Source organism: Streptomyces sp. G5(2025) (genome assembly GCF_049542075.1).
Lineage (GTDB): Bacteria > Actinomycetota > Actinomycetes > Streptomycetales > Streptomycetaceae > Streptomyces.
Genome location: NZ_JBMUZT010000002.1, coordinates 1,992,148 through 2,015,251, shown reverse-complemented (window position 1 = coordinate 2,015,251; position 23,104 = coordinate 1,992,148). Strand labels below are relative to the sequence as shown.

Genomic DNA, 23,104 nt, shown 5'->3' with positions numbered 1-23,104 from the left:
CCTGCGCAATCGGCAATGGGAACGTACAGACGTAACGGACGTACACGGGTTCGGCGAGGAGCAAAGAAGTGCAGCGCTGGCGTGGCTTGGAGGACATCCCCCAGGACTGGGGGCGCAGCGTCGTCACCATCGGTTCCTACGACGGCGTGCACCGCGGTCACCAGCTGATCATCGGCCGCGCCGTGGAGCGCGCCCGGGAGCTCGGTGTGCCCGCCGTGGTCGTCACCTTCGACCCGCACCCCAGCGAGGTCGTGCGCCCCGGCAGCCATCCACCGCTGCTCGCCCCGCACCACCGGCGCGCCGAGCTGATGGCCGACCTCGGCGTGGACGCGGTCCTGATCCTGCCCTTCACCACCGAGTTCTCGAAGCTCTCGCCCGCCGACTTCGTCGTGAAGGTCCTCGTCGACAAGCTCCACGCACGCGTCGTCGTCGAGGGCCCCAACTTCCGCTTCGGCCACAAGGCCGCGGGCAACGTCGACCTGCTCGCCGAGCTCGGACGGACGTACGACTACGAAGTCGACGTCATCGACCTGTACGTGACCGGCGAGGCCGGTGGTGGCCGCCCCTTCTCCTCGACCCTGACCCGGAGCCTGGTGGCCGAGGGCGACATGACGGGCGCCGCGGAGATCCTCGGCCGCCCGCACCGCGTCGAGGGCGTCGTCGTGCGCGGCGCCCAGCGCGGGCGCGAGCTGGGTTTCCCCACCGCCAACGTGGAGACGCTGCCGCACACCGCCATCCCCGCCGACGGCGTCTACGCCGGCTGGCTGCACGTCGAGGGCGAGGCGATGCCGGCGGCGATCTCCGTCGGCACGAACCCGCAGTTCGACGGCACGGAGCGGACCGTCGAGGCGTACGCGATCGACCGTGTCGGTCTGGATCTGTACGGCCTGCATGTCGCGGTGGACTTCCTGGCCTTCGTGCGGGGGCAGGCGAAGTTCGACTCCGTCGAGGCGCTGCTTGTCGCGATCGCGGATGACGTGAAGAAGTCGCGGGAGCTGATCGAGGCGGCGGCGGGCGCCTCCTAGTCGCCGTGGGCGGTGCGGGGCTCCGCGCGGCTGCCGGTTCGTCGTGGTCGCTCGCGCAGTTCCCCGCGCCCCTGAAGGGGCGCGGCGGCAAGCCCCGCCCTAAGGCGCCCCCTCCACAACCCGCTCCCGAGCCCAGTGGCAAGCCACCTGCGTCTCGCCGCGCCCCGACAGCACCGCCAGGTCCTCCCCGCGGCACCGGTCCGCCACCCCCGCCCGCTCCGCCTCCCCGGAGGCAAGTACCTGGCATCGGGCATGAAATCGGCAGCCCCCCGGGATGCGGGACGGGTCCGGGGGCTCGCCGGTGAGGACCACCGGCTCTCCGGGGGCTTCCGGGAGCACCGACAACAGGGCCTGCGTGTAGGGATGTTGTGGTGCCGTCAGCACCTCCTCCACCGTTCCCGTCTCGACGACGCGGCCCAGGTACATCACCGCCACGCGGTCCGCGATGTTCCACGCGAGACCCAGATCGTGCGTCACCACCAGTGCCGACAGCCCCAGTTCGTCCCGCAGGCGCAGCAGCAGCGCGAGGATCTCACCGCGCACGGACGCGTCCAGGGACGCCACCGGCTCGTCGGCGACGATGAGTTCGGGCTCCAGGACCAGCGCGCCCGCGATGACGACCCGCTGACGCTGGCCGCCCGACAGCTCGTGCGGATAGCGCAGGAAGAAGCGCTCCGGCGGGCGCAGGCCGGCCCGCGAGAGCGCCTCGGCGACCGAGGCCCGCTCGTCGCCCGCGTACCCGTGGATGCGCAGCCCTTCGGCCACGGCCTCGTACACCGTGTGCCGGGGGTTGAGCGAACCGCTCGGGTCCTGGAGGACCAGCTGGACGCGCTTGCGGTACGCCTTGAGGGAGCGCGCCGAGTACTCCAGCGGCTGCCCGGCGAACGTCACCCTGCCGGAGGTCGGCGGCACCAGGCCGAGCAGGGAACGGGCCAGTGTCGTCTTGCCGCAGCCCGACTCGCCGACCAGGGCGACGATCTCGCCGCCCTTGATGTCGAGGTCGACGCCGTCCACCGCCCGCGCGGTGGGCGCGCCCCTGCGGCCGGGGAAGGCGATGTGCAGATCTGCGGCGGACAGCAGCGGCCCGCCGCCCGGCTCGGGGGTGTTCATGCGCGGCTCCTTGTCGGATCTGCTCTGGGTCACGGCGCGCGCTCCGCCGTCGCCGGCGCCGACGTGGGCTGCGCGGGGAGCGGGGCGCCCGCGTGGACGCAGGCCGCCCGGTGGTGCGGGCCGGCCTCCCGCAGGGCCTGGTCCTCCGTCGCGCAGGAGTCCAGCGCGACCGTGCAGCGCGGATGGAACGTACAGCCCGTGGGGAGCGCCGAAGGGTCGGGCGGGTCGCCGGGCAGGCCGCGCGGCGCGAACCGGGACGCCGGGTCGCCGATCCGGGGGAAGGCCGCGGAGAGGGCCTTGCCGTAGGGGTGCCGGGCGTTCTCGTAGACCTGGGAGGCGGGGCCCTCCTCGACGACGCGGCCCGCGTACATCACCGCGAGCCGGTCGCAGGTGTCGGAGAGCACCGCCAGGTCATGGCTGATCATCACCAGGCCGAGGCCCTGCTCGGACACCAGCTGTTCGATCAGGCGCAGGATCTGGGCCTGGATCATCACGTCGAGCGCGGTGGTCGGCTCGTCCGCGATGATCAGGCGGGGATCGCAGGCCAGCGCCATGGCGATCATGACGCGCTGGCGCTGGCCGCCGGACAGCTCGTGCGGGTAGGCGTCCGCGCGGGCGGCGGGCAGCCCCACGTGTTCGAGCAGTTCGCCGGCCTTCTTCCTGGCCCCCGCCTGCGTCGCCTTCTTGTGCAGCAGGATCGGCTCGGCGATCTGGTCGCCGACGCGGTGCACGGCGTTCAGCGAGTGCATCGCGCCCTGGAACACGATCGAGGCGCCCGCCCAGCGCACGGCGCGCACCCGGCCCCACTTCATGGCCAGCACGTCCTCGCCGTCGAGCAGGATCTCGCCGGACACCTTCGTGCCCGCGGGCAGCAGCCGCAGCAGGGCCAGTGCGAGTGTCGACTTGCCGCAGCCCGACTCGCCCGCGACGCCCAGCTTCTGGCCCGCGTCGACGGAGAGGTGCACGCCGCGGACGGCGGCCGCGCCGTTCGCGTACGTCACTTCGAGGTCGCGCACGTCGAGGAGCCGGTGCCCCTCGGCCTGATGCCTGTCGGTCTTCACTACGTCGTTCAACGGGTGGCCCCCAGCCTGGGGTTGAGCACGGATTCCACGGCACGCCCGCACAGCGTGAACGCGAGCGCGACGATCGCGATGGCGAGGCCGGGCGGGGCGAGGTACCACCAGTGGCCCGCGCTGACCGCGCCCGCCTCGCGCGCGTCCTGGAGCAGACCGCCCCACGACACGCTCGTCGGGTCGCCGAGGCCGAGGAAGGCGAGCGTGGCCTCGGTGAGGATCGCGTTGGAGATCACGAGGGTGGTCTGCGCGAGGACCAGCGGCATGACGTTCGGCAGCACGTGCCGGGCCATGATGTGGCCGTGGCCGCCGCCGAGCGCCTGCGCCCGTTCGATGTACGGCCGCGACTCGACGGCGAGGGTCTGCGCCCGGACCAGCCGCGCCGTGGTCGGCCAGGTCGTCACGCCGATCGCCAGGATGATCGTCCAGATCGTGCCGGACATCACGGCGGCCAGCGCGATGGCGAGCACCAGCGTCGGCATCACCAGGAACCAGTCGGTGATCCGCATGATGACGGTGGCGTACCAGCCCTTGAAGTGCCCCGCCGTGATGCCCACCAGGGTGCCGATGGCCACGGACAGGACAGCGGCGAGCAGCCCCACGGAGAGCGAGATGCGCGCGCCCCACACCAGCAGGCCCAGCAGGTCACGCCCGAACTGGTCGGTCCCGAACGGGAATTCGACGCTCGGCGACTCCATCGGCTTGCCCGGCGCGTCGGTCACGCTCTGCGCGTCCGACCCGACGAGCAGCGGGGCGAAGACCGCGGCGAGCGCGATCAGGACGAGCACGGCCAGGCCGAAGAGTCCGGCCCGGTGCGTGCGGTACTCCCGCCAGAACCGGGCCATGGAGTGCCGCCTGCGCGCCCACGCGAGCGACCGCGCGCTCCCACCGGGCGCGGCGGATACAACGGGAGGGGCCGGCGCGGGCGGGGGAGTCGGTGCGGATTCGGTCGTCATCGGCCCACCCGGGGATCGAGCAGCGGATAGATCACGTCGGCCAGCGTGTTCATCAGGATCACCGCGACCGAGAAGACGAAGAACAGCCCCTGCACCAGCGGCAGGTCCGGCACGCTCAGCGCCTGGTAGAAGAGCCCGCCGAGCCCCGGCCAGGAGAAGACGGTCTCGACGAGGATCGCGCCCGCCACCACCGTGCCGAGGTTGACGAACATCAGGGTGACGGTCGGCAGCATCGCGTTCGGCACGGCGTGCCGGCGGCGTACGAGATCGTCGCGGAGCCCCTTGGCCCGCGCCGTCGTCAGATAGTCGCCGCCCATCTCGTCGAGGAGCGAGGACCGCATGACGAGCAGCGTCTGCGCGTACCCGACGGCGACCAGCGTGATCACCGGAAGGACCATGTGGTGCGCCACGTCGATGACGTACGCGAAGCCTGTCTCGCCGCCCGACTCCAGGCCACCCGTGGGGAACATCCCGGGGATCGGCCCGATGCCCACCGCGAAGGTGATGATCAGGAGCAGCCCGAGCCAGAACGACGGCACGGAGTACAGCGTGAGCGCGAGCCCGGTGTTGAGGCGGTCGCCCAGCTTGCCGTTGCGCCACGCCGTGCGCGTGCCCAGCCAGATGCCGATCAGCGTGTAGAGCACGTACGCCGTTCCGGTGAGCAGCAGCGTCGCGGGCAGCGCCTCCGTGATCTTCTCCATCACGGGGGCGTGGAACTGGTACGACGTACCGAAGTCGCCGCTCAGCACCTTGCCCGTGTAGTCCCAGAACTGGGCCGCCACGGGCTTGTCGAGGCCGAATTCCTGGCGCATCGCGGCCAGCTGCTCGGCCGAGACGCGCTGGCCGCCCGTCATCTGCTTGACGGGGTCTCCGGGGATGAGCCGGAAGAGGAAGAAGCTGGTGACGAGCACGGCGAACAGCGACACGATCGCGCCGCCGAGCTTGCCCGCCACATAGAGGAGATAGGCGCGGGTGTTGCGGGCCCGTGGCCCGCGGGCCGACGCCGGCCCGGCCTTCGCCGGGTCGCCGTCGGCCCCTGGGCCCGGTGGGCCCTCGGTGTCGAGCAGAGCGGGGTTGCTGTCAGCGGTCATGCGTTACTCGCGGTCCTCTGCGGTCGAACGGCGGCGCAGGGCGAACAGGACTCCGCCGCCCACGAGCACCACCGCGGCAGCGGCGATACCGATGATGACACCGGTCGAGCCGCCGTCCTTGGAGGAACTCTTCCCCTCCGCGGGGACGGCCGACCACCAGCTCCAATATCCGTCCTGGCCGTAGATGTTCCCGGCGGCCGTCGGCATGGTGGTGATGGACTTGATCTGGTCGGTGCGGTAGGCCTCGACGGCGTTCGGGTACGCGAGGACGTTCATGTACCCGGAGTCGTACAGCCACGACTGCATCTGCTTGACGATGTCGGCCCGCTTGGCCGGGTCGTACTCGGCGAGCTGCTTGGCGTAGAGCTCGTCGTACTTCTTGTCGCAGATGAAGTTGTCGGTGGCGGCGCTCTCCTTGGCCTTCACCGGCAGCGCGGCGCAGGTGTGGATGCCGAGCACGAAGTCCGGGTCGGGGTTGACGGACCAGCCGTCGAACGCGAGATCGTACTCACCCGCGTACCAGGGCACGGACACGTCATCGAGGCAGTTGACCGTGAGCCCGATCCCGAGATCCCCCCACCACTCCTTCAGATACTTGCCCACCGCCTTGTCGTTGGGGTCGGTGGCGTGGCACAGGATGCGCAGGTCCAACGGCTTGCCGTCCTTGCCGACGCGCTTGCCGTCCCCGTTCTTCTTGTAGCCCGCCTCGTCGAGGAGCCGGGCGGCCTTCTTCGGGTCGTACGTCGTCTCCTGGTCGGCGGAGGGCTTCCAGGCGTAGTCGGAGAAGCGGGGCGGGATGTAGCCCGCGCCCTCGACGGCGTTGCCCTGGAACACCTTGTCGACGATCGCCTCACGGTCGACGGAGAGGAACAGCGCCTGCCGGACCCGCTTGTCGAGCAGGGCAGGATGGCCGTCACCGAACTTCTCGCCGTCCTTCGTCCGCGCGCCCGGGTTGGTGGCGATGGCGAAGAAGCGGCGGCCCGGCCCTTCGTTGACCTTGACGTTCTCCGCGCTCTTCAGCGAGTTCGCCTGCGCCGGGGTGAGCGCCGGCTGCCCCGCGACGAAGGACACCTCGCCCTTCCTGAGGGCGGAGACCGCCGCGTCCTGGTCCTTGTACGTCCTAAAGACCAGCTCGTCGAACTTGGGCGGGCCGCGCCAGAAGTCCTTGTTGGCCTTGAACCGTACGTACTGGTCGACCTTGTAGTCCGTCAGGATGAACGGGCCGTTGCCGACGACCGGGAAGTCCTTGTCGTTGTTGAACTTCGAGATGTCGTCGACCTTCTCCCAGATGTGCTTGGGAACGATCGGCACGTCGAGCGCGGCCATGGTGGCCTGCGGTTTCTTCAGCTCGATGACCAGCTTGGTGGGGCTCGGCGCGGTCACCTTCTTGAAGTTGGTGACGAAGTTGGAGTTCGCGGTGGCGGTGCCCTCCTTGGACATCACCTTGTTGAACGTCCACGCGGCGTCCTCGGCGGTCGCCTTCTTCCCGTCCGACCACTTGGAGTCGTCCCGGATCGTGTACGTCCAGGTCAGCTTGTCGGCGGACGGCTTCCAGTCGGTGGCGAAGCCGTCGATCGCACGGTTGTTCTTCGCGTCGTAGTTCGTCAGGTACTCGTACGTGAGGCGGTGCAGGCTGGTGCTGAGCAGCCGCTGGGCGAGGAACGGGCTGAGCGAGTCGACGCTCTGCGCCACGGCGACGGTGAGAACCTTCTTGCTTCCGTCGTCTTTGGCCTTGGTCTTGGCCTTCTCCCTGGCCTCGGCTTGCTGCGGGGCCGGGTTGAGAGGCGTGGCGAGACCGGCCGTGAGGGTGAGGGCGGCGGCGCCGGCGGCGAGGAGGGGGCCCAGGCGGCGACGGCTTCGGCGGGGTCGCCGTGGGGCGGACGGTGGTGTCGCGGTGGCTGCTGGTCTGCCGTGCTGATCTTGTGTGTCCATGTCCATGTCCATAGGTCGGTGACCTCGCGTCATCGCTCGCGCAGGGATGGCTGGTTGAACGCTGATTGATCAAGGGACGTCAGCGGATTGATGTGTGTGTCTACCAGCGCCGGTCTGGGCGAGTCAACGGCAGGTGAACCCCATGTGGCCTGCGGAAATAACAAGTTGACCGCTATTTCACCCGCATTGGTCAAGACCTCTGACGCGTGGCTGGTGGGCGCGTGGCGGTGAGGGGAGGGGCAGGTGGGGCGGGGGCGGCGGTTGACGGGGCGGGAACGCGAGCGGGCCCGCGCCGAGGAACGGCGCGGGCCCGCTGGGGGTTCTGCGGAACTTACTGCTGGGGCGGCTGAGGTTGCGGTTGCGGTTGCGGCTGCTGAGGGGGCTGCGGTGCTTGGAACGGGGCCCCCGGCTGGAAGGGGGCGCCGGGCTGCACCGGCTGGGGGGCGGCCTGCTGTTGGCCCTGCGGCTGGTGGGGAGCCTGGGGCGGCTGCGGATAGCCCTGGGGCTGCTGCGGTTGCCAGGCCTGCGGAGCTCCCGGCTGCTGCGGCACTTGTTGCTGAGGCGGCTGCGGCTGCGGCTGCTGGGGCGGCTGCGGCTGACCCTGCGGCTGCGAAGGAGCGTACGGCTGCTGCTGTGCGTGCTGCCCCTGCTGCTGCCCCCCGTACGGCACCTGCCCCGGCAGCGGCGGAGCCATGTGCGGCGGCGGATTCCCGTCCGACGTCCACAGCCCCTGCTGCTGCTGAGCCCGCACGAAGTCCTCGGCGACCATCGCGGAGAGGTTGAAGTACGCCTCCCGCACCTTCGGCCGCATCATGTCGAGATCGACCTCCGCACCGGCGGCCAGATGCTCGTCGAAGGGGACGACGACCACACCCCGGCACCGCGTCTCGAAGTGCGACACGATGTCATCGACCTTGATCATCTTGCCGGTCTCGCGCACACCGGAGATGACGGTGATCGACCGCGAGACCAGATCGGCGTACCCGTGCGCGGACAGCCAGTCCAGCGTCGTCGACGCACTGCTCGCCCCGTCCACGGACGGCGTCGAGATGATGATCAGCTGGTCGGCGAGGTCGAGAACCCCGCGCATGGCGCTGTACAGCAGACCCGTACCGGAGTCCGTCAGGATGATCGGATACTGCTTCCCGAGCACGTCGATCGCGCGCCGGTAGTCCTCGTCGTTGAACGTGGTCGACACGGCCGGGTCGACGTCGTTGGCGATGATCTCCAGCCCGGAGGACGCCTGCGAGGTGAACCGCCGGATGTCCATGTACGAGTTGAGGTACGGGATCGCCTGGACGAGGTCGCGGATGGTGGCCCCGGTCTCGCGTCGCACGCGCCGCCCGAGCGTACCGGCGTCGGGGTTGGCGTCGATGGCGAGGATCTTGTCCTGCCGCTCGGTGGCCAGCGTCGAACCGAGTGCGGTGGTCGTGGTCGTCTTGCCCACGCCGCCCTTGAGGCTGATGACGGCGATCCGGTAGCAGGAGAGGACCGGCGTCCGGATCAGCTCCAACTTCCGCTGCCGTTCGGCCTCTTCCTTCTTGCCGCCGAGCTTGAACCGCGAACCTCCGCCCGTGGGCCGGCTGCTCTTGGTCTTCGGCTTGGTGTTGCGCAGCAACCGGTCGGAGGAGAGCTCCACGGCGGCGGTGTAGCCGAGGGGGGCTCCCGGGTTGGTGCGCTCCCGCTGATCGTGCTGGAGGGGCTGGGGCCAGGCGGCACCGGCACGGGGGTCGGCGGGCGGCTGCCCCGGCTGGCCCTGCTGCGGTGCCTGCGGTTGAGGCTGGGTGGCGACGGGAGGCAGCGGCTGCGGGGCGGGCTGCTGGCTCTGGGGCTGCGGCTGGGCCTGAACGGGCGGCTGCGGCTGAGCGTGAGGCTGCGGTGCCTGCGGCTGCTGGCCCGGGATCGGCTGCTGCCCGTGAGGGGCGGGCGGCTGCGGGAAGCCGTAACCACCTTCCTGCGCGGGCGAATTGGGCGGAGCGGGAGCAGGCGTCCCCTGCTGCGGGAAGCCGTACGCGGCCGGCGGGGCAGGGGCGCCGGGCGCGGCGGGAGCAGGCGCCCCCTGCTGCGGGAAACCGTAAGCGCCCTGGGGGGCAGGGGCGTTGGCCGCGGCGGGAGCGGAGGCTCCCTGCTGCGGGAACCCGTACGCGGCCTGCGGGGCCGGAGCATCGGGCGCGGCCGGAGCATCGGACACGGACGTGGACACGGGGGCGGGCATCGGCGCGGGCGCGGGCGCGGGAGCAGGCGCGAGGGGCTGCGCGGGCGTGAAGGGCGCACCGGGCGCCGCCTGCGGGAATCCGTAACCGCCGCCCTGCGGAGCCGGCGGCTGCGGCTGAACCGGCGCGTGAGGCTGCGGCTGTGGCGGGACGGGAGCCTGCTGTGGCACCGCCGCGGGCGGCGGAGTCTGCGCCTGTACGGGTTCGGGGGCAGGGGCAGGGGCAGAGGTGGGCGCGGCCTGCACCGGCTGCGCGGCCGGGGCACCCTGCGTCGGCGCGGGCCACTGCGGCGCCGAGGCCGGAGCCGCGGGCTGGTAGGCGGGCGGCAACGGCGGAATTCCGCTCTGCGGCGCGGGCGGCGGAGCCCAGGAGGCCGGCACGGAGTCCTGCACGTCATCGGCGGCGGCCGCGGCGGTGGGCACGGCGTCCTGAGGCGCGTCTTCCTCCACGACGGCGGACGCGGAGGCGACCGGCTCCTCGTCACGCGCCTCATCAGCGGCCACTACGTCGGACTCGGCCTCGGCCACAGCCTTGGGCTCTGACTCCGGCTCCGGCTCTGACTCCGGCTCCGGCGCCGAGGCTGCGGCACGCTCCTCGATCTCCCGCTGGAGGGCCCGGGCGGAGAACCGCATGGTGGCCCCACTCTCAAGGTCACCACTCCCCGAATCAGGCTCGGCGACCTCAGCGTCACCCTCAGGCTCCTCCGAACCAACCTCAGACAAGCCACCGGAGCCAGAACCAGACGCCGCCTCCTCAGCCTCAGCCTCAGACTCAGCCTGAGTCTCCGCATCCGCATCCGCATCCGCGGCCGCATGCGTTTCCGCATCCGCTTCGGACTTGGCTTCGGCGAGGGCGTCAACCTCGTTCTTCGGTACGACACCGGTCACGTGGACGGAGGCGGCGGGCCCGGCAAGAGCGGCGCTCCAGTCGGTGGCCCCACCGCCGGACGCCACGGAAGAAACGGTCTCGGAGTCCGTCTCCTCCGCCTCCTCCGTCTTCGCCCTCTGTCCTGTCTCTCCAGTCTCCTCACCGCGAGCCGCCGGATGGAACCCACTGCCCACCGGCAGCTTCGGCACCACGCCGGGAACGGAGTTGGAGGACGCTTCCGCCGGCGCCTCGGCAGGCTCAGCCGGAGCCGCGTGCACAGGTGGAACGGGCCCCGAGGGCGGGGCGATGGGGGCGGGCGGCGCAGCGAAGGAAGGCATGGCCGGAGCGGACGGAACATCCGCAGTGGAGTCGGACCCGGCACCATCCGAACCGACCGGAGGCGTTACCGGCGGGGCCGACACCGCCGGAGCAGATACAGGCGGCGTAGATACAGGCGGCGTAGAGACAGGCGGAGTGGAACCCGCCGACGCCACCGACGCCCCCGACGCCCCCGACACAGAAGGCGTCTCCCCGGCGCTACCCGAAGCGTTCTGCGTATACCAGGCGGGCGGCGCATAGTCGATGGTGAACTCGCCCGTCGTCTCGGCGGCGGACTCCGCGTCGGACTGATCATCGACGGGTGAGTCCCAGCCCCCGCGGATCTCGTCCCGATCGCTGTTCACAATGCCTCCTGGTGTGGTCGAGCACCCTCGTGCCGTGGTGGGGGGCGACCGTTCCTGTCGTCCGATCCGCCTGGCTCTCCCCGTTGAGGACGCGCACGACCCGCTCGCGGGTTTCTGGCGTCGCGCCCTGCCCCAGACTAATCACCAAAACCACCGGCACGGCAGGGCAGCCCACCCCGCCCACGCTGTCCATTGCGTCACGCCCCGCCCGAAACTGATCCGCGTACGCCACACCGTGACGGACAAATCACCCAACGGGGGATGGAGCGCGCTGATTTCACCGCGAAGTCGGCCTCCGCCCGGCCTCAGTCCATCCGCCGGGCGGCACCCAACAATCCGGTCTCGGCATCGGTGGCCTGCGTCATCACGTACTGCCGATCGCGATCGGCGCACCACAGCGTCACGCCGTCGGCGAGGGTCGGCAGCGAATCCACGTCCCCGCCCGGCAGTCCCAGCTCCCGCCCGATCAGCGTGGCTTCATCAGGCGAAACCCGCTGTACCCCCACAAGCCGGGCCTGCCGCATCAGCCGGGGAGCGACAGGACTGAGATAGGGCAGCACCGTCAGCACCGACTGCCAGGGCCCCGCCACGACCCGCCCCCGAGGCGGCCGCATCCCGCAGTCCCGCACCACGAGCACGGGACTCCCGGCCGAGGCCCCCTGCGGCGGCACCCGCCCCACATCATGCACAGCCATCCCACTGGGCCCCACCCCAAGCGCCTGCACAAGCTGCCCCCAGGCCCCGGCCCGCCCGGTCTCCACGGCGACCCGAGTCCCGATGGCGGCGGCCCGCAACGCGATGACCTGAGCGGTCCACAGCCCGCCGATGAACAGGATGTCGTACGGCGTCGGACGGTTGAGCCCGAGTGTCGCGGGCCGGCTCTCTGCGTCCACCCCGATCACCACCCCGTCGTCCCCTATGGGCAGGGCGAGCGCGTCCACCTGATCAGGCGAGAGTCCGTGTCGCCCGTGCCGAGGCCCTATCAGCCCGAAGCCCCCACGCACGACGGACGCGACGGAGCCACGGCGCGACGCGCCACCGGGCGGGGGCACCGCGCCGCCTCCATGCCTCATTCGCGCAGCCCCCGGCGCTCCCGGCACCCTCAACGCTCCCGGCGTCCCCGCAGCCCCATGCGCCCCCGACGTCCACCGCGACGTCCCCCGTGTCGAATCAGCACCCACAACCATCACCGCGCACCCCCCAGCGGAAGCGTCGCCAACATCCCGGGCAACTGCTCCCGGTCCAACCGCAGCAAGCCCGCCCCGGCCTGTCGTGCTTCTCGCTCAAGATCCTGCCGTGCCGCCGAGAGTTCGGCATCGCTGCGGCCCGTCACCCGGACATGAGCGCTCAGGGCGATCTCCTGCCGCGCACCTCGCCGGAGCGTGAGACTGAACGTCGTGGCGAGTGCCGGGACCGCGGTGAGAAGAGCGACGAGTTGAGGCAACGCAGGTCCGCCGCCGACACCGAGCCGGGGCCAACGCCGTACCCAGTAGGTCGTGTGCCGCCGGTTGTCGCACCGCCACGCGTGCGGGGACTCCTCGGTCCTGCGCTCCGGCAGTTCCGCGCGCCCGGCCTGCGCGGTCATCAGAGGGTTGGCACAGGCGGAGGTCGCCACAGCGGCGGCCACCTCGTCTTCGTTCAGCACCGTCACCCGGAATCCCGCCCCCGTCAGCCGGCTCGCAAGCTGGCCGACGGCGCGCACCAAACACTTCTGGGCCCCCGCGAGCCCGCCCCCGCGCGCCGCCACAGCCTCCGGACACAGCTCCGGGTCCAACTTGAGGGCGATCCACGTGATGCGCACGGCCGGCGCCCCGGTCTGGGCCTGTAGCGGCGCGTAGTTGCTGACGGCCACGGACTGCTGAGGCAGGTGCAGTGCGGGCGCGGGCTGCGTATGGAGCACTATCTGCGCCGATTCCAGCCGGATCCCGTCCACGTCGAGTGCCTCGCGGACCAGCCCGACCGGCAGCGGCTGCCGGCCCCGCTCGGCCCGCAACGCGGTCGCGTCCGATTCGATCTGCAACACCGCCGTCAGGAACGTCCCGTCCCCGACCATGCCGACCTGTCGCCGGGAACGACCCCTGTAGGCATACGTCCGCAGGGCGGGATCGCATTCGACGGCCGGGGCGAAGGAGGGGTCCGTGCCGGGCGGCACCGGAACGTCGGCCGAGCGTCGCACGCGCCCCCGGAACGCCCGTGTGATGGCCAGCCATTCATGCCACGGGCGGCCATGGCGACGTCCGAGGGCGAAGAGCAGCAGGACTGCCGCGATCACCGCCACCGGTGCGGCCGCCAGTGGATCGACGAGCCAGGCCGCCCCCACCAATGCAAGGGCCAACTCCACGAGCACCATGGGGCGCAGGCGAGACCAACCGGACCGCGGGGAGCGGGAGGTGAGGCGAGGAGCGAAGGCGCTGTGGGGGAGAGCCGCAGGTGCAGTGGCCGCCGCTGCCGGCGCCGGCGCCTGTGCCCGCGCCCCGGGTCCGGGACGACGCCGCCCGGGCCGGGCCCGCACTGTCGTAGCCATCGGCACAACCCCTCGTAGGTCTTCCAAAACACCCTGTTGGACGAGCACTTGAGGCCCTCGCCCTCACCCACCTCACACACGCGATTACACAACAGGCATAGTAGGGGGCCGGTCTGACAGCGGAGGGCCGGGGCGGCGTCCGTCCCGGCACCGCTCGGGTGGAGCAACGATCGCCCACGATCGCTCATGGGGGGAATGCAGACGCGCATGGCATCACGACGGGACGAACTCAACGCCTACACCTTCGCGAAGCGCCGTACGCTGGCCGCCTTCGTCCAGCCTTCACCGTCGGGCTCGGAGGAAGGTGCCCCGCGCCCGCTGCGCGCGGTGGTGCCCGGCCTCATCGTCGCCGTGGTTGTCCTGGCGGTGTTCGGGGCGTGGGGGATGTTCCGGCCGGCGGCGAAACCGGGCTGGGACAAGCCCAAGGAACACGTGATCATCGCGAGCGACTCGACGACCCGCTACGTCATCCTGGAAACCGACGGCAAGCGTCAGTTGCACCCCGTCCTCAACATGGCCTCCGCCAAGCTCCTCCTCGACTCGGGCAAGGGCGAAGTCATCAAAGTCGACGAGTCGATCCTCGACAAGGGAACGATCGCGCACGGCGCGACGATCGGCATCCCGTACGCCCCCGACCGCCTCCCCTCCGCGTCCGAGGCCGGCACGGCCAAGCGATGGGCGGTGTGCGAACGCCCCGTCGAGGGCGGAAGCAGCATCCAGAAGGCTGCGTTCGTACTGGGAGACCGGGACCGGAACAGGACCGAGGGCCGCCAACGCCTGCGGGGCGGCGAACTGTTGTACGTCGTCGGCCCCGACAAGGCCCGCTATGTGGTCGACGCGCGCGGCACCAAGTACCGGATCGCGGAGAAGGAGGACCGCGAACTCCTGCTGCGTGTCGTCGTGAGGTCGGACCATGAACCGCAGCGTGTCTCCAAGCAGTGGCTCGACACGCTGCACCCCGGCGGTGCCATCGCGTTCCCCGACGTCAAGGGCGTCCCGGGAGCCGACGCGAAGGTGCCGGGCCTCCAGGACCGGGCGGCCGACAAGGTCGGCATGATCATCAAGGCGACCGACGGCGACAGGGCACAGCACTACGTGGTCCTCCCGGGACGGATCGCCCCGGTGTCCGACTTCACCGCGAACCTACTCCTCGCCAGCCCTGACCTCGTCGACCTGAAGCAGGACGGCCGGGCCCGTTCACTGAGCGCCGGAGCCTTCACCCCCGACACCGAGGAGTTCGGGCCGGGGAACAGATGGCCACGTGAGAAGCCGACGGCGGCCAACGAGGCATCGACCACGGAAGGCAGTCGCAACACCGTCTGCAACGTCCTGCGCGCTGTCGACGCGGACAACGGCGAGACCACCCTCAGCACGTGGGCGGGCACCGACTTCCCGGCCCCGCTCCCCACCGGCTCGTCGAGCGCTTACGTCACTCCGGGCTCGGGCCAGCTCTACCGGCAGTTCCTCGGCTCCGAGACCAAAGCGGGCGGCATCTTCCTGGCCACCGACACAGGGCTGCGGTACGCGATGCAGTCCAACAGCGACAGCGCGACGGACGACGCGAGCATCGGCCTGTCCGCCAAGCAGCGCAAGCAGCAGCAACAGGAGGCACAGCAGGCGCAGACGCGCCTCGGTTACGGGGATACGGACGTGACCCTGATCCCCGCGGCCTGGTCCGCGTTCCTGCCCACAGGCCCGCGGTTGTCGACGGCCGCGGCTCGTCAGCCCCAAGGTGCCTGAGGGCCTGGAAGGGAGCGCTGAGATGACGTACGCATCCCTCACGCCCGTCGTGCGTGCACGCCGCACGAGAGAGGCGGCGAGAAAGGCCGCGGGGACGGCCGCGGCGGCCCTTGCTCTCGGACTGGTTACGCCGATGCCCGCCCACGCCGACCCGTCGCCGTCCGGGCAGTGCACGTTCCCGTCCAAGAAGTACGAGGGCCGCCCCTGGTCCCTGCAACGCGTGCTCCTGGACGAGCTGTGGCGCCAGTCCAGAGGCAAAGGCGTACGTGTCGCGGTGATCGACACAGGCGTGGACACCAGGAATCCCCAACTGAAGCCCGCCGTGGACGCGGCACGCGGCCGCAACTACCTTCCCGCCAAGGACGAGAAGGGCAAGAAGATCGACCGCGGCAAGACCGACGGCACGACGGACACGGTCGGTCACGGCACGCGCGTGGCGGGCATCATCGCGGCGCGCCCCGCCAAGGGCACCGGCTTCGTGGGCCTCGCCCCCGAGGCGACGATCATCCCGATCAAGCAGAACGACGCGGAGGGCCACGGCACCGCGGAGACCCTCGCGAAAGCCATCGACTACGCGGTCGACGCCGGCGCGGACGTCATCAACATCTCCCAGGACACGGCAAACGCGGCCGAGCCCTCGCCGGAACTCAAACGGGCGGTGGACAGGGCGCTGGGGCAGCAGCGGTTGATCGTGGCGTCGGCGGGCAATGACGGCCTCGGCGGCAACGTCAAGAAGACCTACCCCGCCTCCTACGAGGGCGTCCTCGCGGTGGCTGCCTCCGACCGCAACAACGAACGAGCCGCCTTCTCCCAGTCCGGCGGCTTCATCGACGTGGCGGCCCCGGGCGTCGACATGATCTCGACGGTCCCCCTGGGCGGCCACTGCGCCGACAGCGGCACCAGTTTCGCGGCCCCGTACGTCGCCGGCCTCGCGGCCCTCATCAAGTCCAAACACCCCACCTGGACCCCGCGCCAGATCACGGCCCAGATCCAACAAACAGCGGAACGCTCGGTGTCCGGCCACGACCGCCTGGTCGGCTGGGGCGTGGCGGACCCGACCCGCGCCTTGACGGAGGACGACCACCCGATCGAACGCCCCATGGCTCAAGAGGGAGTACGCAAGGCGAAGGCCCCCACTCCCGCGGACCTGCGCCTGGGTGAGACACCGGAGCAACGAACGGCGCGTATCGCTACATATGTTGCCGTGAGCGCCGTCGTTGTGGTGGCGGGGCTGGGTGGGGTGGGCGTGGCGGTGCGGGATGCCAGGCGGCGACGGACTCGGTAAAGAGACCGGGTCCGTGGCGAACAATCGACGTTGGACCGAACGCCCTCAGAAATTGTCGACCTCTTCGCCGTCCGGGACTTTGTAGCACCCCGACACAAGGTTCAGGCTCAGCATCGGATGGTCACTTTCTGACATTTTGATGATCCTGATGCTCGCCTTTTCCTGGTTGTTGTCGGCGACCAGGGTGAGACTCTTGTTCTTGCTGGTGTTCGGTCCGTACTCGACGATCTCCCACCCATGGTTCGGCAGTTCCCTCTTGAGTCCTGCCATTGCTTCATCGAGATCATCCGCGGAGGCGGGAGTGAAGCTCCACGGGTGGAGAATGCTGAAGTAGGTCTTCGCGTTCTTTCCCGCGCATTCTGTGACTCCCGGGTGATTCTCCGATGCTTTTCCTTTCACGTGGATAAGTTCGTATACTTCACTGGAAAGCCGCTTCATCCTGTCGACAGCGTCGCGTGAGGTGCTCGTGCCCGCAGACGGGGCGCCCCCGCTTTCCTTGTCAGTCATGCCACATCCAGTCAGGAACGTGAGTGCAACGGGTAGGGCGAGCATGGAGATGCGCATCCTATTTTTCATTTCTGTAGTGACTCCTACTTTGCGCGCATCAGTTCTTCAGGCGGAGTTGTTGGCATCAGTTCCACCTCTCCGTCCATGCCTGCTACCACCCGCGCCTGATTAAGTAGACTCTTAGACCCTTCGTCCCAGTAACCGCTGTGTCCCTCGGTCTCCGTGACCATTTGGTTGGCGCCGAAGTCCGGGTCGCTGGGGATGATGAACCGGTCCCCGCCGTGTCGGAAGCGGCCGAGGTCCGGAACCACATCGCCCTCGGCTTCCGCGTTCCACACATGCCCCTTGGAGACATCCATCTCTTCGGCGCCCGACACCTTGACGCCGGGGCTGCCGGCAAAGACGACATCGTCGGCATTGAGGCGACCTGTCTCGGCCGCCGCACCGACAAGGGTCGTTCCATATGAATGGGAGATCACGGTCCGATGCGGTTCCGAATCGCCCGTATGTGACGTCTCAAGGCCTTCCATGAACTGGTTGAGCGCGGGTGCGCCATCGTACGCATAGTGTTCGAATGGTGCGTCCTTGGGGACGCTGTCAGGTGCGTCATAGCCGAGCCAGGTGATGGTGGAAACGGATTTCCCACCGGCTATTGCGTCGGCCGCGTTCCAAATGTTGACCGAGCGATTGATGTCCCCCTCGATGTTTCCGAGTGACGCTGTCGTACCCGGCACGTAGACCGACTGGTGGTCGGCGGTGTCGGGGTTCCCGTTGGCCACGATTGCGCGGCCGTCCCCCTCGGCGCTGAACCCGAGCAAGTACGCCGGAGGCATTCTCTTAGTGCCAGAGGCGTCGAAGCGCTCCTGGATCGCGTCCATGCCGTCGATAGTTTTGTGGGCGTCCTTCCGCGCCGCCTCCCATTCCGACCACTTGGGGTTGAGGACGCCTTTCGTGAGGACTCCGGTCACCTGGTCGACGTAGTCCATGGTCCGCGGGGGCTCCGGATGCTTCTTCAGCCACGTTTCGTACTCTCCCTGCGCCACACCACGGGCCTCGGCGAGTACCATACGGTTCGCCTCGTCCCGGACTGTGACGGGCAGTCCGTCGAGCTCGCCCACAGACTTCGGCCGCATAGCGATCCATGCCGCCTTTTCTTCCGGTCCGAGGCTTTTCCACCACTCCGAATTGGCCCTCGGATCCCCCTCCTTGGGTGGCTGCGGCATCGAGGCCAGGTATTCCCTTCCCGCCGCGTTTACACCCTTGTTGTCCGACGAGGCGTCGGCCCAGTCCCGGTCGCTCACGGCCAGGTCGTCGTCGGCCTTCAGTGCCCGCAGCTTAGGAGCCCACTTCGCGTCGGCCTCGGTTGCCTCCTTGAGAGCCGCGGCGATCGCGTCCGCGCAGTCTTGGGCGAGGCGGAAGTTGGGGTTGGGGTCGAAATTGCCAGCCTGACGACCGATGGCGGAAGCTGTGTCATCCGTCAGGCCGGTGACTGTGCCGCCCTCCGGGGCCTTGCCATCCTTGCCCTTTTCCCCGCCCGGCGGATAGGTGACCGAGCCGTCGGGGTGCACGGTGAGTTTCGCGGACCGGGCATCCGCCAAGGCCGCGTCAAGCTTCTTCTTGGCTGCTTCGACCTCGTACGCGAAGGCGTCAAGGGCAGAACTGACGAGCCCACATTCAACCTGAATGTAGTGAAAATTCTCCCCCAACTCGGTCAGCTGCTGGATGGCAGCCGTGGCAGCCTTTCCCTTCAAAGACTTCCGCATCGCCGCTGTGATCTGCCTCATTACCCGGTCGTTGGCCGCACTCGCCATGCCGGCAGTGCGGCGATACCCGTTGGCAGCCTCCACAAACTCGGTCGGTTCGAGAGCCTTGAGTGTCGCGAGATCCATGACTTCCGGTTACCGCCCCTTGCTGTGTCCACCGATTGTGGGAGTGTCGCTGTATTGCACCTTCATATTGCCGATTTCGACCATGACTGCTTCGTCGGTCTTGAGCTGATCGTTGCCGACCTTCTCCAGTAGACCCGCGAGGTTTCCACACCGCCGGCTCACCTTCTTGACGTAGCGCTCCCAGGAGTCATGAATGTCCTTTTGAGCGCTGGCAGTCCGGCAGCCGGTGTTCGCACCAAAGCCCTTTTGGCCATCGGAGAGAGCCCCAAGCGCCTTGCTGACGCTCTCACGGAGCAGACCGACATCGTGGCCGGCCTTGGACCAAGCGGCCCTGTTGGACACCAGAGTGCCGAGATCTCCCTCGGACGAGGGCTCTGCCTGGTTGAGTTGCATCTCTGACGTGTGCCGTGCGGCTGCCGTGGCCTTGAGCTGCTCCCACTCTTCCCAAGCCATGCGGGTCGTCCTTCCTCCGGGCGCAGCGCGCGTAGGCGCCTGAACCCGGGCGAGGTTAGCGGCAGTTGGTGGCCGCGTACCTGAGTACGGGTACTCACTCAGGTCGAGTAGTGCGCCTGTCGACGCAAGTGAACACGGGTGACATGGTGCCAGGTGTAGCAGGCGTGCCCGCGTCGAAAACGACAGTGAGTTGCGCTCACGGTCGGGCTTCGCGAAGGGGGGCGGCTCAGCGTGCGTGGCCGGAGGTCAATCCTCGTCAGTCACCCGTGAGTTGGCCGCCGCGTAACCGGTGACTAGAGTGACGCGTGCGCGATTAGTGACTACCGGGCCACCGCGCCCATGAGGGCGCCAGGCAGGCCGGTAACGGGGGAGGGAAAGCATCGTGCTTCCTACGGATGGACACGGGGGGACATCACCCCCGTCAGGCAAGGATCTCAAGCGTGGGTTAGAGGCGTTGAAGACCTTCCGTCGCCGCGTCAACACGCTGCTCGCGGAGTTCGAGGGTTCGGCAGCGGGCCCGGGCAAGGTGGGGAGCCAGAAGATCTCCCGTGCCGCCTTCAGCGGTGGAGGCAGTTCCTTCCCGGAGGCTGACGGCCTGTACGCAGAGTATGACCAGGTCCACGAACGACTGACATCGCTCTCGAAGATGCTTGGTCACCAGATCGAAGCCATGGGGATCGCCGTGCACGGCGCGGACGTGGGCTTCGACAACCTCGAAGACGATCTGCGTCAACGCTTCTGGGCTATCCAGACCAAGATCGACCGCGAACAGGTGCCAGCCGAGCGTGAGCGTAGCGGCGAGTCCGATGAGCGAGGCGGCCACGGCAGCAACAAGTCCGGCGCCGGGTGGTCGTAGTGGGCTTCGAAGGACACACTCTCAACGACATGATCGACTTGGTCGAGCAGGCCCAACCTGCGGACTTGGAGAGCGCGGGCGAGGCGCTTCAGAGAGCGCGCAATGCGATTGCGGCTGCCGCGAAAGAACTTGGCGAGCACATCGACCGGGTCGACTGGGAGGGCGAGGCGGGGCAGGCGTTTCGCAAGTGGGGCAAGAACCTCGTGAAGGACACGCATAAGTTGTCCGACTTCGCTGACGCCGCAGGCACCCACATCGCCTCAGCGGGCGCCGGACTGGCCTCCGTACGAGGCTCCATGCCGCCGCGCGACAATCGCGCCGATCCCAAGTCCGTGGACGACATCCCCGCACCCAAGAGGGTGGAAGGGAACGAGGAGTACGGCGCGGCTGTCAAAGCGGAGAAGCATCGTCAAGAAGCGATCAATCAGATGAATCGGCTGGCGTCGTTCTACGCGGTGTCCCAGGACGGGATGGCGAGGCAGGAACCGCCCACGTTTTCGGCGATGCCCAAGGTGGGAGTTCCACGACCGAGCGTGATGCCCCGCGTATCTCCTGGTGAAGCCCGGGAAGCGACGACCGGTGGTGTGGTCTCCGGCAGCGCGCAGCCAAGCCGGCCTCTCGACGCGGCAAGCGGCGACATCCCGAATGCCCCAGGAACAACCGGTCATTCTCAGCCCTCTGGCAGTGAAGTGAATGGTGGGACCGGCTTTCCAGAGCGTCCTGTTGGGACGGAGATCGACAGTGTCCGTACCCTGCCTCCGCCGACCGCGACTCCGGGTCCTGGTGCGCAGCCTCCGGCCCCCGGCCCAACGGCCCCTGATGGAGGCCCGGTTCCTGCGCTTGGAGATCGTCGCATCAGACCGTCGATTCCTGGCCCGACCGCACGTACGTCGGGTCCTGCGGGCAGCGGAAAGCCTCCGTTGCCGATGCAGGGGCGGACGGGCACGAGTGGACCCGGGGGCGTGCGTGAAGGCTCTGGGCGTGGTCCTACGGGACCGGTCGGGCGGACCAACCCAATCGCGCAGGGGCGCCCCAGCAATACGATGACACCCGGCCAGCCGGCGGCAGGTCGCAGCGTCACCGGTGGCACTCCGCGGCCCTTCGGTGTGACGGGCCCGCGCCCTGGTTTCCCGAATGCCACGGGCGCAGAGCGTACCCAAGGCGTAGTGGGAGGACGTCCCACTACAAATCAGCTGTCCGGTCCCGGTGGTCCCCGACTGCCTCGAGGGCCCGTTGTCGGTGCAGAGAACTCAGGCAGATTGCGTTCCACTGGCGGGAGCGTGGAGCAGCGCGGGGCTATTGGGGCTGGGAGCCAGGGCGCTGGAAACAGAGGGCAGAAGGCACACCGTTCCAGCGGCAGCTCCAGTGGAGTGGTCGGAACTCCCAGTGACCGGACCTCTGGTGCAGGCGGCCGCAGGAGCGGTTTCTCCCCCGGCGGTGCCGGCTTGGTGCGCGGCCCCGGCCGGGAAGAGCACGCGGAGTCACAGCGGCTCGACTACGCAGTCGAGGACGAAGAGACACATCTGTCTGGTGGTCGGCGTCATGTACCACCAGCGATCGACTAATCGTGAGCGAGGACGTGCAGGGCATGGAGTCTGGGTTCGACCGACAAGGCAGGTGGGATGCGCCACCTGCCGACCATGCGTGGAGGCGGTACGCCTCGGTAGGCTCGATGGTTGGCGTGTTGGTGCTCCTGTCCCTTGGACCGGCTCCCAGCGCGGTCGCCGACGGCGTTCAGCCGAAGCAGTGGTACTTGGACGCGATGAGCGCGGATGAGCTGTGGAGGGTCAGCACTGGAAAGGGGGTCAAAGTCGCGGTTGTCGACACCGGGGTCTCGGAGACGTCGTCTCTCAAAGGCCATGTTCAGCCCGGCAAGGATGTGACGGGTATGCCTGGTGGGGCACTGGACGACTACGACAGCCACGGGACCACCATGGCGGAACTCATCGTGGGGTCTGGCCGAGGTGGCGGACTCAGGGGGTTGGCACCCGGAGCCGAGGTCATCTCCTTCCGCACCAGTTTGGGGAAGCGGTTCCCGAAGAAGGAAAGTGACTCTGCCGAGGCGATTCGAGCTGCTGCTGACAGTGACGCTCAGATCATAAGCATGTCCTTCGGCGGTGACTTCATGTACCCGGAGGACAAGGCGGCAGTGAAGTACGCCGCTTCGAAGGGCAAGCTGATGTTCGCTAGCGCAGGAAATGAAGCAGAGAAGAAGAACTTCATCGACTATCCCGCGGCGTATCCCGGGGTCACCGGAGTCTCCGCGGCCGACAGGTCCGGCAAGGTCGCCAAGTATTCAGAGTTCGGGGAGTACGTGGATCTCGCCGCCCCCGGCCTCGACATCCCCCACTGGTGCGACGCCACCTTCCGCTCCTACTGCGATGAAGGCGGCGGCGGCACCAGCTCCGCCACCGCCATCGCCTCCGCCTCCGCCGCGCTCGTCTGGTCCAAGCACCCCGAATGGACCGCCAATCAAGTCCTCCGCGTCCTCATCGACACCGCGGGACGCGACTGGCCCAAGGACGAGCCCAGTGATTATCTCGGCTACGGGCTGATCCGGCCGGCCCGCAATGTCGTGAAGGGTGAGGGCAAGCCCGGCCCCGCGGACGTCGATCCGATCACGAACGAGAAGACACCGGTTGCCGGGCCCGCCGCCGACGGTGCCGTCCCTTCCGCCTCGGCCTCCGCTCCCGCCGTGTCTTCGCAGCCCTCGCGGAAGCGCGCTTCGGACGAAGAACGAGCCGCGGCGGTGAAGTCCTCCGACGACGATGGCAACGGCCGGCTGTGGCTGGCACTCGGCGGTGCCGCCGCGGTCGCCGTGATCGGCGGCGGTGCCTTCGCGGCGGTGCGAGCTCGACGCCGGGCCTGAACTCGGCCAGAACCACCCGATCCATTCCAAC

The 23,104-nt window shown here is 69.1% G+C and carries 16 protein-coding genes; 5 read left to right on the top strand and 11 right to left on the bottom strand.

Annotation, left to right across the window (positions count from 1 at the left end; genetic code table 11):
* The first annotated feature begins 68 nt into the window (after positions 1-68).
* Positions 69-1,025 carry a bifunctional riboflavin kinase/FAD synthetase gene (locus ACOBQB_RS09015; protein WP_423590204.1) on the top strand — a complete coding sequence of 319 codons (957 nt, stop codon included), beginning with the start codon at positions 69-71 and terminating at the stop codon, positions 1,023-1,025.
* 99 nt (positions 1,026-1,124) lie between these two features.
* On the opposite strand, the gene ACOBQB_RS09010 is transcribed toward ACOBQB_RS09015, so the two are convergent.
* The 8 genes from ACOBQB_RS09010 to eccE form a co-directional block, all read right to left on the bottom strand.
* On the bottom strand, positions 1,125-2,135 hold the full coding sequence (locus ACOBQB_RS09010) for an ABC transporter ATP-binding protein (protein WP_423590502.1): 1,011 nt from the start codon (positions 2,133-2,135) through the stop codon (positions 1,125-1,127).
* 29 nt (positions 2,136-2,164) lie between these two features.
* A complete protein-coding gene (locus ACOBQB_RS09005) occupies positions 2,165-3,208 on the bottom strand; it encodes an ABC transporter ATP-binding protein (protein WP_423590202.1) in 1,044 nt (347 codons plus the stop codon).
* Positions 3,205-4,164, bottom strand: a complete 960-nt coding sequence (locus tag ACOBQB_RS09000) for an ABC transporter permease (protein ID WP_423590200.1) — start codon at positions 4,162-4,164, stop codon at positions 3,205-3,207. The genes ACOBQB_RS09005 and ACOBQB_RS09000 overlap by 4 nt, the downstream gene beginning before the upstream one ends.
* On the bottom strand, positions 4,161-5,255 hold the full coding sequence (locus tag ACOBQB_RS08995; protein WP_423590197.1) for an ABC transporter permease: 1,095 nt from the start codon (positions 5,253-5,255) through the stop codon (positions 4,161-4,163). Before ACOBQB_RS08995 ends, ACOBQB_RS09000 begins: the two co-directional genes overlap by 4 nt.
* Positions 5,256-5,258: 3 nt before the next feature.
* A complete protein-coding gene (locus ACOBQB_RS08990; protein ID WP_423590195.1) occupies positions 5,259-7,187 on the bottom strand; it encodes an ABC transporter substrate-binding protein in 1,929 nt (642 codons plus the stop codon).
* A gap of 331 nt (positions 7,188-7,518) precedes the next feature.
* The gene (locus ACOBQB_RS08985; RefSeq protein WP_423590194.1) at positions 7,519-10,950 is read right to left on the bottom strand and encodes an SCO5717 family growth-regulating ATPase; all 3,432 of its coding nucleotides are present in this window, start codon (positions 10,948-10,950) and stop codon (positions 7,519-7,521) included.
* A gap of 305 nt (positions 10,951-11,255) precedes the next feature.
* The gene (locus ACOBQB_RS08980) at positions 11,256-12,023 is read right to left on the bottom strand and encodes a hypothetical protein (protein WP_423590193.1); all 768 of its coding nucleotides are present in this window, start codon (positions 12,021-12,023) and stop codon (positions 11,256-11,258) included.
* 113 nt (positions 12,024-12,136) lie between these two features.
* Entirely contained in the window at positions 12,137-13,474 is a 1,338-nt protein-coding gene (eccE, locus tag ACOBQB_RS08975; RefSeq protein WP_423590192.1) for a type VII secretion protein EccE, read from the bottom strand.
* Positions 13,475-13,681: 207 nt separating this feature from the next.
* Here eccE and eccB point away from each other — a divergent pair, with 207 nt between their 5' ends.
* Positions 13,682-15,214 (top strand): type VII secretion protein EccB, encoded by a 1,533-nt coding sequence (eccB, locus tag ACOBQB_RS08970; RefSeq protein WP_423590191.1) that lies wholly within the window; start codon positions 13,682-13,684, stop codon positions 15,212-15,214.
* Between the two features lie 22 nt (positions 15,215-15,236).
* Complete coding sequence (mycP, locus tag ACOBQB_RS08965) at positions 15,237-16,499, top strand: type VII secretion-associated serine protease mycosin (RefSeq protein ID WP_423590189.1); 1,263 nt, start codon at positions 15,237-15,239, stop codon at positions 16,497-16,499.
* A gap of 45 nt (positions 16,500-16,544) precedes the next feature.
* Here the strand turns inward: mycP and ACOBQB_RS08960 are convergent, their stop codons facing one another.
* From ACOBQB_RS08960 to ACOBQB_RS08950, 3 genes are all read right to left on the bottom strand, one after another.
* On the bottom strand, positions 16,545-17,006 hold the full coding sequence (locus ACOBQB_RS08960) for a hypothetical protein (protein WP_423590187.1): 462 nt from the start codon (positions 17,004-17,006) through the stop codon (positions 16,545-16,547).
* 83 nt (positions 17,007-17,089) lie between these two features.
* Positions 17,090-18,895, bottom strand: coding sequence for an alpha/beta hydrolase (locus tag ACOBQB_RS08955; RefSeq protein WP_423590185.1), 1,806 nt, complete (start codon positions 18,893-18,895; stop codon positions 17,090-17,092).
* A 9-nt stretch (positions 18,896-18,904) separates the two neighbouring features.
* Positions 18,905-19,348 carry a hypothetical protein gene (locus tag ACOBQB_RS08950; RefSeq protein WP_423590183.1) on the bottom strand — a complete coding sequence of 148 codons (444 nt, stop codon included), beginning with the start codon at positions 19,346-19,348 and terminating at the stop codon, positions 18,905-18,907.
* A 454-nt stretch (positions 19,349-19,802) separates the two neighbouring features.
* Between ACOBQB_RS08950 and ACOBQB_RS08945 the strand changes: the two genes are divergently transcribed.
* Entirely contained in the window at positions 19,803-20,204 is a 402-nt protein-coding gene (locus ACOBQB_RS08945; protein WP_423590182.1) for a hypothetical protein, read from the top strand.
* A 1,567-nt stretch (positions 20,205-21,771) separates the two neighbouring features.
* The gene (locus ACOBQB_RS08940; protein ID WP_423590180.1) at positions 21,772-23,073 is read left to right on the top strand and encodes a S8 family serine peptidase; all 1,302 of its coding nucleotides are present in this window, start codon (positions 21,772-21,774) and stop codon (positions 23,071-23,073) included.
* Positions 23,074-23,104 lie beyond the last annotated feature (31 nt).